This is a genomic window from Aestuariimicrobium soli, assembly GCF_051192575.1.
Lineage (GTDB): Bacteria > Actinomycetota > Actinomycetes > Propionibacteriales > Propionibacteriaceae > Aestuariimicrobium > Aestuariimicrobium soli.
On record NZ_JBPJSQ010000006.1, the window covers coordinates 12,631 to 26,824 of the forward strand.

A 14,194-nucleotide genomic window follows, 5' to 3' on the forward strand; every position below is an offset into this window, starting at 1 on the left:
GCGTGGCCCTCGACGTACTGGTGGTCGGGCTCGGCTTCGGTCGCCACTTCGTGCCCATCTACCAGTCGCACCCGGCGGTCGGTGAGGTCGGCGTCGTCGAGCCGGACGACGCCCTGCGCGCGACGGTGGTGACCGACCGGCGCCTCGAGCACGGCTATCGCGACCTCGACGAGGCACTGGCGGGCGGGCTCTGGGACGCGGTGCACGTGCTCTCCCCCGTGCGCTTCCATCACGACCAGGTGCGGCATGTGCTGACCAGCGGGCGCACTGCGCCTCGGCGGTGCCGATGGCGACCTCGCTGGCCGACCTGGCCGATCTGGTCGCGCTGGCCGACACTTCCCCGGGCAGCTACACGATGATGGAGACGGCCCTGGCCACCCGGGAGTTCTTCGCGGCCCGCGACCTGCGCGACGCCGGCACGCTGGGGCGGATCAGCTATGCCACCGGCGAGCACCTGCAGAACCTCGACGGCTACCCCCACTACTGGCTCGGCTACCCGTCGATGCGCTACTCGACGCACGCCCTGGCACCGCTGCTGGTGCTGGCCGAGGCCCGGGTCACGCGGGTGCGGTGCCTCGGCTCGTCCGCCCTGGAACAACGCGGACGCTCGGCCAGCGTCACCCGCCTCGAGCCCGATGAACGCCCCGACCTGGTGCCGGAGGCGCTGCACCCGCACCTGGGCGGCGATCACGGCGGCTCACATCCGCACCTCGTGCACGCCTTCGTGGGGGCGATCGCCGACGGACGAGCCCCCGCCGTCGACGCGCGGATGGCGGCCCGGATCACGGCCCCGGGCATCTGCGCCCACGAGTCGGCGATGCACGGCGGCGATCCCGTCGAGGTGCCGCACTACTGAGCCGCTTCGGCGGACGACCGGCGGTCATTCGGCGGACGGGCGCCCGGGGTCGTCCGGGCAGGCAACAATGGCCCCCGTGGAGACGCTGATCGAACTGTTGGGCATCGCCGGGGTCGTCATCGCGGGCACCGCGCTGGCCGACCGGCTGCGCATCGCCGCCCCGATGATGCTGATCGCGCTGGGGGTGGCCGCGTCGTTCGTGCCGAGGGTGCCCGAGATCCACCTCTCCCCCGAGGTGGTGCTGCTCGGGTTGCTGCCCCCGCTGCTCTACGCGACCGCGATCCAGACCTCGATCACCGATCTGCGCGCCAATCTGGCACCCGTGCTGCAACTGTCGGTGGTGCTGGTGCTGGTCACCACCGTCGCCGTCGGTGGCGTGGTGATGCTGGTGATGCCCGAGGTCGGCTGGGCGGTGGCGCTGGCGATCGGGGCGGTCGTCGCCCCACCCGACGCCGTGGCCGCCACCGCGGTCGCGCGCCGGATCGGCCTGCCCCGCGACGTCGTGTCGATCCTCGAGGCGGAATCGCTGCTCAACGACGCCTCGGCTCTGGTGGCGCTGCGCACCGCCATCGTCGCCATGGCCGCGGCGGTCACCTGGCAGGGGGTCACCCTCGACTTCCTGGTCGCCGCCGGCGGCGGGTTGCTGATCGGCCTGCTGGTCTTCGTGGTGGTCGCCAAGGTGCGCAAGCTGCTGTCGTCGGCCCTGCTCGACACGGCCGTGTCGTTCGTCACTCCCTTCACCGCCTACCTGATCGCCGAGGAACTGCAGGCCTCGGGAGTGATCGCGGTCGTGGTCGCCGGCATTCTGCTGGGCCACAAGGCGCCCGTGGTGCAGACCGCCCAGTCGCGGCTCAACGAGACCCTCAACTGGCGCACCATCTCGTTCCTGCTCGAGAACGCGGTCTTCCTGCTGATCGGACTGCAGGCCCGCCGCATCGTCGGCGAGGTCGCCGAGTCGGGCATGTCGTGGCTCACCGTGGCGGGCGTGTGTGCCGCCACCCTGGCCTGCGTGGTGGTCGTCCGCCTCGTCTTCGTGCTGGTGTTGCAGGCCGTGCGCAACCGGCGGCGACCCGAGCACCGGCGCAGCCCGGGCAGTCACGGGGTGGTGATCGGCTGGGCCGGCATGCGGGGCGTGGTCACCCTGGCGGCGGCGTTCATCCTGCCGGCCGAGACCCCGCACCGCGACGTGCTGCTGCTGATCGCCCTCACCGTCGTGCTCGGCACCCTGTTCGGGCAGGGCCTCACCCTGCCGGCACTCACCCGCGCGCTGAAGGTTCGTCCCCCCGACCCCGCCGTCGACGCTCTCGCCCGCGCCACCCTGCTGCAACAGGCGGGGGCGGCCGCCCACCAGAAGTTGGACGAACTCGCCGTCGACAACACCCATCAGGTGGTCGACCTGCTGCGTAGTCGGGTCGACCAGCGCTCGTTCTCGGCCTGGGAGCGGCTGTCGACCCAGGGGGACGAGGAGTCGCCCAGCGAGCAGTACGCCCGCGCCCGGCTGGCCATGATCGGCGCTGAGCGCGAGCGGGTGCTGGAGATTCGCAGCGAGGGCAACACCCCCTCCGACGTGGTGCGCGAGGTGCTGGGCATGCTCGACCTCGAGGAGTCGATGATCGACGTCGCCAGCGAGGAACGATCGACCGTGCGCGGCGGCAGCCTGGGCGTCGAGGGCGGCGACTGCGACGACCTGCTCAGTCGGGCCGCCGTCGAGACCGCGGCCGACCCGGTCTGCCTCGACTGCGAGCGTGAGGGGCTGACGCCGGTGGCGCTGCGCCAGTGTCTGGACTGCGGCAACATCGGCTGCTGCGACTCGTCCGTCGGGCAGCACGCCACGGCCCACTTCCGCGCCACCGGGCACCCGGTGATGGAGTCGGCCGAGCCCGGCGAGAACTGGCGCTGGTGCTACGTGCACTCGCGCACCTCCTGAGTGGTGGCTGGGTCTGCGGGTGCATGATCACTGTCATGAGTGAGCCCGCCCTCATTGATCAAGCCCTGAGTGAGCCCGCGATCCTGTGCGTCTCGTCCGAGAACGTCGACGTGCTGCGCACCCAGTTCCAGCGGTACGCCCACGAGTACGACGTGCGGCTGTGCGGCAGCGGGGACGAGGCCACCCGGGTCGTCGCGGAGATCACCAGCGCCGGTGGCCGGGTGGCGTTGGTGGTGGTCGAGGACGAGATCGACGGCCAGCCCTGGTACCTGGCCCTGCAGGCGCTGCGGCAGGCGGTGCCGAACAGCCGTCGGGTGATCGTCACCCCCTGGTCGCGCTTCCTCCAGGTGGCCCCGACCCTGCGGGCCGCCGTGGCCAAGGGCAAGGCCGATGCCTACCTGCTGCTGCCCCGGGGCCCGCGCGACGAGGAGTTCCACTCGGCCATCGTGGAACTGCTCAACGACTGGTCGGCCACGCAGGCCGCCGTGGTCGAGACCCTGCAGATCATCAGCCCGACCCGCGACGCCCTGGTGCGCGAGCTGAGCGAGTTCCTGCTGCGCACCGGCACCCCGTTCGGCGTGCACACCCCCGACTCGGTCACCGGACAGGAGGCCCTCGCCGAGGCCCCGAAGCTGGTCGGCCAGTGGCCGCTGATCCGGCAGCCGCACACCGGCGAGGTGACGCCCTGCACGTCGGTGCGCCAGGTGGCCGAACGGCTCTACGGCCGCCCCGACGACATCGCCGTCGACGAGGTGGTCGACGTCGTCATCGTGGGCGCCGGACCGGCGGGACTGGCCGCCGCCGTCTACGCCGCCAGCGAGGGGCTGTCGACCATCGCGATCGAGAGCGAGGTGGTCGGCGGGCAGGCCGGATCGAGCTCGATGATCCGCAACTATCTGGGCTTCCCGCGCGGGATATCGGGGATGCGCCTCGCCCAGCGGGCCCGCGGTCAGGCGATCAGGTTCGGCACCCGGTTCTTCACACGCTGGCCGGTCACCGGCATCACCCCGTCACCGGGCCCCGGGGAACCCCACACCGTGCACACCGAGGGTGGTGCGGTGCGGGCCCGGGCGGTCGTGCTGGCCACCGGGGTCACCTATCGCCGGCTCGGACTTCCCGAACTCGAGGAGCTCGTCGGCCGCTCGGTGCACTACGGGGCGGCCATCGCGATGGCCGCCGAGATGGAGGGTCAGGACGTGGTCGTGGTCGGCGGTGGCAACTCCGCGGGGCAGGCCGCCGTGCACCTGGCCCGGTTCGCGCGCTCGGTGACGGTGGTCGTGCGCCGCCCCGATCTCACCGAGACCATGTCGCGCTATCTGATCGACGAGCTGGCCTGGAACCCCCGGGTGACCGTGCGGGGTTCGAGCCGGGTGGTCGGTGGCACCGTCGAGGGGGACGAGCTGACCGCCATCGAGGTGGAGCAGGTGCTCACCGGCGAACGGGAGTCGTTGCCGGCCCGATCGCTGTGCCTGCTGCTCGGCGCCGACCCGCACACCGACTGGCTGCCCGACCAGATCTGCGTGGACGAGCGCGGCTACGTGCAGACGGGGGCCGACGTGCCGAGCGACCACTGGCTCGACGACCAGCCGCCGGCCCCGCTGGCCACCTGCGTGCCCGGCATCTTCTGCGCCGGTGACGTGCGGTCGGGGTCGATGAAGCGGGTCGCCTCGGCGACGGGCGAGGGGGCGGCCGTCGTCTCCCTGATCCACGCGCACCTGGCAGCCTCCGCCGCCGCGGGCGACTGAGGGGGCATCCCCCCACCCGACCTGCGGGGCTTTTTCGCAAGGGTCGTCCGACGTATTGAGGGCCTCACCCAAACGTCACGGGGAGTTCACCGCAGGGCGGTTCCGATGCCCACTGGGGTGCCTACGTTCGAGTGAGGTCCGCCGCCAACCCCGCGGATCCCGCACCGTTCCACTCCGGTCGGACGAGCGAACGGAACCACCCGAAGGGACTCCCCCATGCGTTCTCTCCTGCCCCTGCTGACCCGCTCCCACGAGGGCGGACGCAGCGCAATGACCTGCCACTACAAGTGCGGCGACGCGTGCGCCAAGCCCGACGCCAATGACTCGTCCAACGCCTATTTCGGTGACGTCGTGGCCGCCTCGGTGTCGCGGCGCACCGCTCTGGCCGGCGTGCTCGGCCTGGGCCTGGCCGGCGTGGCGGCCCCCGCGTTCGCGCAGGGCGACGACACCGTCAGCCGGCCCGGCGGCGGCCGGCTGGTGGCCGACCGCTTCACCGGGATCGCTCCCCAGCCCGCCGCGACGGATGATGTCGTCGTGCCCGCCGGCTGGCAGTGGAAGCCCGTGATCGCCTGGGGCGACGCGGTGCTGCCGGGAGCCCCGGCCTTCGACTTCGAACGCCAGACCGTCGACGCCCAGCTGAAGCAGTTCGGCTACAACAACGACTTCCTCGCGATCCTGTCGCGGGGCGCCACCAAGGCCACGCTGGTCGCCAACCACGAATACACCAACGACGAGCTGATGTTCCGTGGTTACACCGGTTCGGCCTCGCTCACGACGGCCCAGCTCGAGGTGATCATGGCCGCCCACGGCATGACGGTGGTCGAGGTCGAGCGCCGCAGCCCGAACCACGCCTGGCAGCCCGTCGTGACCGGCAAGCGCAACCGCCGCATTCACACCCACACCGAGTTCGAGGTCACCGGCGCCGCCGCCGGCCACGACCTGCTCAAGACCTCGGCCGACCCGTCGGGCACCCGCGTGCTCGGAACCCTCAACAACTGCGCCGGCGGGGTCACCCCCTGGGGCACCATCCTGTCGGGTGAGGAGAACGTCGACCAGTACTTCAACGCCACCGGCGCCCCCGCCGATCGCCTCGACAGCCTCAGGCGCTACACCATCACCTCGGGCGGGCGTGGCTGGGAGCGAGCCGATGCCCGCTTCGCGGTCGCCACCGAGCCCAACGAGGTGCACCGCTTCAACTGGATCGTCGAGATCGACCCCGAGAACCCGACCTCGACCCCGAAGAAGCACACGGCTCTCGGCCGGTTCAAGCACGAGGGCGCCGCCGTCACGGTCGACCCCGACGGCACCGTGGTCGTCTACTCCGGCGACGATGCCCGCTTCGAGTACGTCTACAAGTTCGTCTCGTCGAAGACGTTCGCCCCGGGCGGTTCGAAGCAGGCCAAGGCCCACAACCTCACCCTGCTCGAGGAGGGCGACCTGTACGTCGCCTCGTTCACCGGCGACGGCACGGCCGACGGCGAGTGGGACGGCACCGGCACCTGGCTGCCGCTCGTGGTCGACGGTCAGTCGAAGGTCGCGGGCATGTCGGTGGCCGAGGTGCTCGTGTACACCCGCATCGCCGCCGACAAGGTCGGCGCCACCAAGATGGACCGCCCCGAGGACGTCGAGGTCAACCCCGTCAACAACCGCCTGTACATGGCCATGACCAACAACACGGCCCGCGTGCCGTCGCAGGTGGACGAGGCCAACCCCCGCGCCAGCAACAAGCACGGCCACGTGGTCGAGCTCACCCCCAGTGCCGGTGGCCACGCCGACGCCTCGTTCACCTGGAAGCTGGTGCTGATCTGCGGCAACCCCGACGATGCGACCACCTACTTCAACGGCTACGACAAGTCCGCGGTGACCCCCATCAGCTGCCCCGACAACGTCACCTTCGACCAGGGCGGCAACCTGTGGATCTCGACCGACGGTCAGCCCGGCACCCTCAACCACTGCGACGGCCTGTTCATGATGCCGGTCGACGGCCCCGAGAAGGGCAAGCTGTGCCAGTTCCTCTCGGTGCCCGTGGGCGCCGAGACCTGTGGCCCCTGGATCATGGAGGACGAGAAGTCGGTGCTGGTCGCGGTGCAGCACCCCGGTGAGGTCGACGGCGCCAGCCCCGACCACGTGGTGACGACCTTCCCCTACACCGGGGTGGGGCAGCCTCGTCCGGCCGTGGTGCAGGTCATCCAGGCCTGAGCCCGCGTGCGGGTTGGCCTGAGCGGTTTGCCTGCCGAACCTGCCTTTGCCGCTGCCGCAACAAGGGCAAAGGCACGCCTGGGAGGCAAACGCGAGTGTCCTGTGGCGGGATCAGGCCCGCATCCGATCAGGCCGGAACGTCAGGCCGGAACCCGTCAGGCCAGACCCGTCAGGCCAGGGCGACCAGTGCCTGCCCACCCTGAACGGCGTCGCCGGCCTTCACCAGCACCGCGTCCACCGTGCCCGCGGCCGGTGCGGTGATCTCGGTCTCCATCTTCATGGCCTCGAGCACCAGCAGCACGGCGCCGGCCTCGATCTGCTGGCCCTGTTCGACCATCACCCTGGCCACCGATCCGGCGAGGGGGGCCACCACGGCATTGGCGGCCGCGGCGGGAACCGAGGCGGTCGTCCGCACCGGGGCGCTCATCGCTCCACCGCCGATGACGATCGGGCCGAGCGCCGTCCGCTCCTCCTCCTCGACCTCCACGTCGACCAGATACTCGGTTCCGTTGACGGTCACCTTGAGCTTCATGATGTCTCCTGACTTGCAACTGGTCTGGGGTCAGCGCCGGCCGACCGAGCGGTCGTGGGTGCGGTTGCGGGTCTCGGTGGCCCAGCGGTGCCCACCCGAGAGGTGGATGGCGCGCACCTTGGCCTTGTGGCCGAGGTAGGCGGCCACGGCGGCGCTGATGGCCATCACGACGTCGTCGGGCACGACCTGCGACGCCTTCAGGGTCGCGATCTCGCCCTCGAGGCCGGCCACGCGGTCGTTCAGCTGCACCAGCAGCGCCTTCAGCTCCGCCAGGTCGGCGGCGCTGGTGTCGGGCTTGTCGGTCATCTCCAGTCCCCCGATCAGGCCGGCCCGAGGCCGTGCTTCTTGGCCGGACGAAGCTCGCGCTTGTTGACCAGCTGCGCGAGCGCCGTGGCGATCTGGTAGCGGGTGTCGGCGGGGTCGATGACGTCGTCGACGAGTCCGTGGGCCGCCGCCATGTAGGGCGAGCTGAAGGTCGTCCGGTACTCCTCGACGAGCTCGGCCCGCCGGCTGGCGGGGTCCTCGGCCTCGGCGATCTCCTTCTTGAAGACCACCGCGGCGGCACCGTCGGCGCCCATCACGGCGATCTCGGCGGTCGGCCAGGCGAACACCCGGTCGGCGCCCAGGTCCTTGGAGCACATGGCCAGGTACGAGCCGCCGTAGGCCTTGCGCATCACGACGGTGATCTTCGGCACCGTCGCCGCCGAGTAGGCGTACAGCATCTTGGCGCCGTGGCGAATGATGCCGCCGGTCTCCTGCGCCACGCCCGGAAGGAAGCCCGGCACGTCGACCAGGTTCACGACGGGAATGTTGAAGGCATTGCAGAACCGGACGAACTTCGATCCCTTGTCGGAGGAGTTGATGTCGAGCACGCCCGACATCACCGAGGGCTGGTTGGCGATGAAGCCGACGCTCTGGCCGACCACTCGTCCGAAACCGACCACGAGGTTGGGGGCGAAACCGGCCTGCACCTCGAGGAAGTCCTCGCGGTCGACGATGCGGCGAATGACGTCGCGCACGTCGTAGCCCTTGCGGCTGTCGTCGGGGATCACCTCGCGCAGCTCGGTCTGGGGCTCGACGTTCTCGTCGGGGTCGACGATCGGCGGCTCCTCGGAGTTGTTCTGCGGCAGGAAGCTCAACAGCTTCTTCGCGATCAGGATGGCCTGCTCGTCGTCATCGGCCACGAAGCTGACCACCCCGGAGGCCATCTGCGCGTCGGCACCACCCAGGTCGTCCGCGGTGACCTCCTCCCCGGTGACCTGCTTGATGACGTTCGGCCCCGTGATGAACATGTGGGCCTTGCGGGTCTGGATGATGAAGTCGGTCAGGGCCGGCGAGTAGGCGGCGCCACCGGCGCACGGGCCGGCGATGATCGAGATCTGCGGCACGGCACCCGAGAGCAGCACGTTGGCGTAGAACACCTGGCCGTAGCCCGACAGGGAGTCGATGCCCTCCTGCACGCGGGCACCACCGGAGTCGTTGATGAAGACGAAAGGGGCGCCGTTCTTCAGCGACTCCTTGAGGGCCTGAGCGACCTTGATCGAGTGGGTCTCACCGGCCGACCCGCCGGCCACGGTGAAGTCCTGGCTGGCCACGTTCACCGGCCGGCCGAGCACGGCGCCCGAGCCGGTGACCACGCCGTCGGCGGGCATGTCGGCGGTGTCCATGCCGAAGGCGGTGGTGCGGTTGCGGCGGAACGCGCCGACCTCCTGGAACGTGCCGGGGTCGAGCAGGGCCTCCAGGCGCTCGCGCGCGGTCAGCTTGCCCTGCGAGCGCTGCTTCTCCAGGCGCTTCTCGCCGCCGCCGAGCTCCACCTGGGCGCGGCGCTCGTGCAGCTGGGTGATCAACTTCTCCATCGCTTCAGCCATGGTCCATCCTGTTCGTCGTCGCGGGTTTCGTCGTCGCGGGTGGTGGTGCAGGTCGTTCGGCCGGGCGCTCAGGCCTGCTCGACCTTGATCGCGTGGGTTCGTCCGGCCAGGGTCACGTTGTAGGTGATCGGGCCGCGCACCGCGTTCGCGCTCGAGTCGTTCGCGGACCTCTCGGCGGCCAGCTGCTCGGCGGTCTTGCCGACGCTCTTCGGGCCGTCCGCACGGGTACCGAAGAACTTCGGGGCGACGCCGGGGAACATGGCGTTGGTGAGCACGTCCTCCTCGGAGCCGTTGAAGCCCGGAAGTGCTGCGGCCTGCTCCTGCAGGTGGTCCCACTCGGGCTCGAGCAGGTCGGCCGGACGCACCGAGATGGGCTCCTTCTTGGCCTGCGCCTTGGCGATCTCGACGACCTCGGCATTGCGCTCGCCGAGGCATTCGCCGTAGTAGCCCAGCATCAGGTCGGCAAACTCGCCGGTCATCACCTTGTAGCGGCCCATCAGCACGTTGAACACGGCCTGGGTGCCCACGATCTGGCTCGAGGGGGTGACCAGCGGCGGGTAGCCGGCATCGGCCTTCACGATCGGCACCTCGGCCATCACCTCGCGAATGCGGTCGCCGGCGCCCTGCGCCTTCAGCTGCGACTCCATGTTCGAGAGCATGCCGCCGGGGATCTGCGACGAGAAGATGTCGGTGTCGACCAGCGTCGCAGACTCGAACTCGGCGTACTTCGGACGAACACCCGCGAAGTGGTCGCGGATCTTCTCGAGGCGACCCATGTCGAGCCCGGTCGTGTACTCGGTGCCCTCGAGCATCTCGACGAGCGACTCGGTGGGGTTGTGGCCGGGGCCCAGGCTCATCGACGAGATCGCGGTGTCGACCACGTCGGCGCCGGCCTCGATGGCCTTCATTAGGCTCACCAGAGTGACGCCGGTGGTGGCGTGGCAGTGCACGTTGACCTGCACGTCGCCGTAGGTCTCCTTGATGCCGCGCACGATCTCGTAGGCGGGCTGCGGCTTGAGCAGGGCGGCCATGTCCTTCAGAGCGATCGACTCGGCTCCCATGTCGAGCAGCTGGCCGGCGAGCTTCACATATCCCTCGACGGTGTGCAGAGGCGAGATGGTGTAGCAGATGGTGCCCTGGGCGTGCTTGCCGGTGGCCTTGACCGCCTTCATCGCCCGCTCCATGTTGCGGGGGTCGTTGAGGGCGTCGAAGACACGGAAGACGTCCATGCCGTTCTCGGCCGACTTCTCCACGAACTTCTCGACGACCAGGTCTTCGTAGTGGCGGTAGCCGAGCAGGTTCTGGCCGCGCAGCAGCATCTGCAGGCGCGAGTTCGGCAGCAACTGGCGGAAGGTGCGCAGCCGCTCCCACGGGTCCTCGTTGAGGAAGCGGATGCACGCATCGAACGTGGCACCGCCCCAGCACTCGACCGACCAGTAGCCGGCCGCGTCGATGTCGGCGCAGGCGTCGACCATGTCTTCCATCGCCATGCGGGTGGCCATCAGGCTCTGGTGGGCGTCGCGCAGCGCGACCTCGGTGACGCCGATGGTGCGGAGGCTGCCGGCCTTGTGCTCGCTCATGACGCTCACACTACTTTTGCTCCAGCGCGTCGATTGGGCGGGGGTCCCGCTTGGCGCCCGTGACCGATCTGGGACGATGGTGGTGCTCGTGTGCCGTTGTCGGCCGGGGGTGTGGCAGGGTCGTGGCGACGAAAGGTTGCCGCCCATGAATCCAGGTGTTGCAGGCCCCCGCCTGACCGGCGTCGTACCCCCGCTGCTCACCCCGCTGACCCTCGACGGAGACCTCGACCGGGTCTCGCTCGAGCGGCTGGTCGCGCACCTGCTCGAGGCCGGGGTCGACGGCATCTTCGCGCTGGGTTCCAGCGGTGAGGTCGCCTTCTTCGACGACCGGTGCCGGGCCGAGGTGCTGGCGGCCGTGGTCGAGACGGTCGCCGGTCGGGTACCCGTGCTCGCCGGCGTGATCGACATGCAGACCTCGCGGGTGCTGCAGCACGTGCGGGCCGCCGAGTCCGCCGGCGTGCAGGGCATCGTCGCGACGGCTCCGTTCTACGCCATCACCGGACCGGACGAGATCGAGACCCACTTCCGCACCCTGGCGGCGGCCACCGACCTGCCCGTGTTCGCCTATGACATTCCCGTCTGCGTGCACACCAAGCTGTCGGCCGACCTGCTGGTGACACTGGGCGCCGACGGTGTGCTCGCCGGGGTGAAGGACTCCTCGGGTGACGATGTCGGTTTCCGCCGATTGGTCGCCCTGAACCGCGCCCAAGGGTCACCGCTGAGCCTGCTGACGGGCCACGAGGTGGTCGTCGACGGGGCCTACCTCGCGGGGGCCGACGGCGTCGTCCCGGGGTTGGGAAATGTCGATCCGGCCGGCTACGTGCGCCTGCACCGGGCGGCTGCGGCCGGTGACTGGGAGTCGGCTCGCCTCGAGCAGGACCGGCTCGCTGCCCTGTTCGAGATCGTGTTCGAGCCCTCCGACAAGGTGGGGCCGGCCGCCGGCGTGGGGGCCTTCAAGACGGCCCTGCGCGAGTTGGGAGTGCTCAGCACCAACGTCATGTCGGCGCCGATGGCGGCCATCGAGGGCCCCGCCGTCGGCCGCATCCGCGAGCGGCTGGTCACGGCGGGACTGCTGTGAGGCCGTGGGTGGCCGCGCTGCGCGGTCGGCTGATCGTGAGCTGCCAGGCCTACCCGGGAGAGCCGATGCGTCACGCCGAGACCATGGCGCAGGTGGCCGAGGCCGTCGTCCGGGGAGGGGCGGCGGCGGTGCGCGCTCAGGGGTTGGACGACATCGCCCTGGTGCGGGCTCGACTGGTGCGGGCCCGACTGGTCGAAGCTGGGGTCGAGGTGCCGGTGATCGGCCTGTGGAAGGACGGCCCGGCCGGGGCCCCGTTCATCACGCCGACGCTGCGGCACGCCGTCGCCGTCGCCGAGGCGGGGGCCGACGTGGTGGCTCTCGACGGCACCCTCAGGCCCCGCCCCGACGGACTGACGCTGGCCGAGACGCTGCGCCGACTGCGCGAGGTCACCGATGCTCCGGTGATGGCCGACTGCGACTCACTGGAGTCGGGGTTGGCAGCCGCCGAGGCCGGGGCCGAGCTGATCGGCACGACGCTGGCCGGCTACACCGACGCGCGTCCGCCCACCGAAGGGCCCGACCTCGAGCTGCTGGCCTCGCTGGCCGCCGCCCTGCCCGACCACCCGGTCATCGCCGAGGGCCGCGTGCACACCCCCGCTCAGGCCAGGGCCTGTCTCGAGGCGGGGGCGTTCGCGGTGGTGGTCGGCACGGCCATCACCCACCCGACGTCGATCACCGGCTGGTTCGTCGAGGCATTGACCGGCTGAGGTCCCCGGCCGGCGGGCCTGGATCCCCCCGCTGCCCATACCGGCTGGCCCCCGCTGGGCCGGCCCTGATGACAAACTTCGCGAAGGGTGGCAGCCGGAGCCGGGGCGACCGGCCATGATGGGCGCATGAGTCTGCCCGCCACCCGCCCGGCCCTCCACCTGATGGCCGACACCTGGATCAACGACCCCAACGGCCTGGTGCACGCCGACGGCGTCTGGCACGCCTTCTTCCAGCACAACCCGTCGGGCCCGAGCTGGGGCAACATGTCGTGGGGGCATGCGACCTCGACCGATCTGCTGACCTGGACTCCGCAGCCGGTCGCCCTGCCGAACACCGCCGACCACGCCTGCTTCTCGGGTTCCGCGGTGCACGACGTCGACGACACCGCCGGGTTCGGCGCCGGTGCGCTCGTGGCCCTCTACACCGCCGCCCACGAGCCGGGTTCGCCGCACGCCGGGCTGCAGACCCAGTTCGTCGCGCACTCGCGTGACCACGTGCACTTCACCCGCTCCGAGTCGCCCGTGCTCGACCGGAACTCCGCCCACTTTCGCGACCCCAAGGTCGTCCGCTGGCAGGGCGACGACGAGGCGTACTGGGTGCTGGCCGCGGTCGAGGCCGTCGACAACGCGGTGGTCCTGTACCGCTCCGACGACCTGCAGCACTGGACGCCGCTCTCGGAGTTCCGCTTCCCTGGCCTCGTCAGCCCGCAATGGGAATGCCCCGACCTGTTCCCCCTCGAGGTCGACGGCCGCCGCCGCTGGATCATGATCGTCTCGGTCAATCCCGGCGCCATCCAGGTCGGCTCGGGCACCCGCTGGTTCTTGGGCGACTTCGACGGCGTCACGTTCACGGCGGACGAGGCCCACCCCTCGTCGGGTGGCGACCCCGCCTGGCCCGACGGCTGCTGGCTCGACTGGGGCAGCGACAACTACGCCTCGGTCACCTTCTCGGGAGTGCCGGCCACACCGGGTGGGCCCGCCGGGGCGCTGCCGCGCACCGTGATGATGGGCTGGCACGACAACTGGGACTACGCCTTCACCCTCGCCGACGACGGTTTCCCGGGCATGCTGACGGTGCCCCGCGAGGTGTCGTGGGTGGCCGATGACCGCGACCCGGCGCGGGCGGGCACCTTGCGCCAGTGGCCGGTGCGGGAGCTGTTCGACCGCCTGGGCGAGCAGGCGCTGGTGAAGGTTGCCGGCGGCCCCGGAGGCACGTTCACGGCGCCCGCCGTAGGGTTCACCGCACTCACCCTCACCGACCAGCAGGAGCTCACCATCGGCTCCCACCGCCTCAGCTGGGTCGGCGACGAGCTGACGCTCACCCGGGCACCGCTGCCGCTGCCCTCGGGGAACGAGCTGCCGGCCAAGGCGGTGCGCGCACCCCTGCGGCCCGGCCTGACCGAGCTCGAGGTCGGCATCCTGACCGACCACGGCTCCCTCGAGCTGTTCTGCGACGGGGGCCGCACGGCGCTGGCCAGTCTGGCCCTGGGCGAGAGCGGCGCTCGTCCGTTGTCGTGGACCGGCACGGTGGCGAGGGTGAGGGTCGCCCGCCTGAGCTGACTCGCGCGTCTGAGCCGGCCGTGAGAGGGAGGGTGCGTATCTGAGACGGCCTCTCCCGCTGACCACCCCGCGGGGTGTGCAATGGGGTCGGGGGCACGGGTGGTCGGGATGGTCGCCGCACCCCCGCGCATGTATCACGGGC

General features: G+C 70.8%; 12 protein-coding genes. 8 read left to right on the plus strand and 4 right to left on the minus strand.

Going from position 1 to position 14,194, the window contains the following annotated elements; all coding sequences use genetic code 11:
• Window positions 1–2 precede the first annotated feature (2 nt).
• From ACSDQ9_RS06870 to ACSDQ9_RS06890, 5 genes are all read left to right on the plus strand, one after another.
• Window positions 3–359: a Gfo/Idh/MocA family oxidoreductase gene (locus tag ACSDQ9_RS06870; RefSeq protein WP_435145349.1), complete on the plus strand. Its 357-nt coding sequence runs from the start codon at window positions 3–5 to the stop codon at window positions 357–359.
• Window positions 287–856, plus strand: a complete 570-nt coding sequence (locus tag ACSDQ9_RS06875; RefSeq protein ID WP_435145352.1) for a Gfo/Idh/MocA family oxidoreductase — start codon at window positions 287–289, stop codon at window positions 854–856. Before ACSDQ9_RS06870 ends, ACSDQ9_RS06875 begins: the two co-directional genes overlap by 73 nt.
• Before the next feature lie 67 nt (window positions 857–923).
• A complete protein-coding gene (locus ACSDQ9_RS06880) occupies window positions 924–2,783 on the plus strand; it encodes a cation:proton antiporter domain-containing protein (RefSeq protein ID WP_435145355.1) in 1,860 nt (619 codons plus the stop codon).
• Between the two features lie 35 nt (window positions 2,784–2,818).
• Entirely contained in the window at window positions 2,819–4,528 is a 1,710-nt protein-coding gene (locus tag ACSDQ9_RS06885) for an NAD(P)/FAD-dependent oxidoreductase (RefSeq protein WP_435145358.1), read from the plus strand.
• Window positions 4,529–4,744: 216 nt separating this feature from the next.
• The gene (locus ACSDQ9_RS06890; protein ID WP_435145361.1) at window positions 4,745–6,727 is read left to right on the plus strand and encodes a PhoX family protein; all 1,983 of its coding nucleotides are present in this window, start codon (window positions 4,745–4,747) and stop codon (window positions 6,725–6,727) included.
• Window positions 6,728–6,896: 169 nt separating this feature from the next.
• Here the strand turns inward: ACSDQ9_RS06890 and ACSDQ9_RS06895 are convergent, their stop codons facing one another.
• The 4 genes from ACSDQ9_RS06895 to ACSDQ9_RS06910 all read right to left on the minus strand — a co-directional run bounded on the left by ACSDQ9_RS06895 (window position 6,897) and on the right by ACSDQ9_RS06910 (window position 10,707).
• Window positions 6,897–7,259: a biotin/lipoyl-containing protein gene (locus ACSDQ9_RS06895; protein ID WP_435145364.1), complete on the minus strand. Its 363-nt coding sequence runs from the start codon at window positions 7,257–7,259 to the stop codon at window positions 6,897–6,899.
• A gap of 30 nt (window positions 7,260–7,289) precedes the next feature.
• Window positions 7,290–7,565, minus strand: a complete 276-nt coding sequence (locus ACSDQ9_RS06900) for a hypothetical protein (protein WP_435145367.1) — start codon at window positions 7,563–7,565, stop codon at window positions 7,290–7,292.
• Between the two features lie 14 nt (window positions 7,566–7,579).
• Window positions 7,580–9,127 carry an acyl-CoA carboxylase subunit beta gene (locus tag ACSDQ9_RS06905; RefSeq protein ID WP_435145368.1) on the minus strand — a complete coding sequence of 516 codons (1,548 nt, stop codon included), beginning with the start codon at window positions 9,125–9,127 and terminating at the stop codon, window positions 7,580–7,582.
• 68 nt (window positions 9,128–9,195) lie between these two features.
• Window positions 9,196–10,707 (minus strand): methylmalonyl-CoA carboxytransferase subunit 5S, encoded by a 1,512-nt coding sequence (locus ACSDQ9_RS06910; protein ID WP_435145371.1) that lies wholly within the window; start codon window positions 10,705–10,707, stop codon window positions 9,196–9,198.
• Window positions 10,708–10,852: 145 nt separating this feature from the next.
• On the opposite strand from ACSDQ9_RS06910, the gene ACSDQ9_RS06915 reads away from it, so the two are divergent.
• The 3 genes from ACSDQ9_RS06915 (at window position 10,853) to ACSDQ9_RS06925 (ending at window position 14,052) form a co-directional block, all read left to right on the plus strand.
• Window positions 10,853–11,785 (plus strand): dihydrodipicolinate synthase family protein, encoded by a 933-nt coding sequence (locus tag ACSDQ9_RS06915; RefSeq protein WP_435145373.1) that lies wholly within the window; start codon window positions 10,853–10,855, stop codon window positions 11,783–11,785.
• An 8-nt stretch (window positions 11,786–11,793) separates the two neighbouring features.
• Window positions 11,794–12,492: an N-acetylmannosamine-6-phosphate 2-epimerase gene (locus ACSDQ9_RS06920; protein ID WP_435145376.1), complete on the plus strand. Its 699-nt coding sequence runs from the start codon at window positions 11,794–11,796 to the stop codon at window positions 12,490–12,492.
• A gap of 126 nt (window positions 12,493–12,618) precedes the next feature.
• Window positions 12,619–14,052 (plus strand): glycoside hydrolase family 32 protein, encoded by a 1,434-nt coding sequence (locus ACSDQ9_RS06925; RefSeq protein ID WP_435145379.1) that lies wholly within the window; start codon window positions 12,619–12,621, stop codon window positions 14,050–14,052.
• Window positions 14,053–14,194 lie beyond the last annotated feature (142 nt).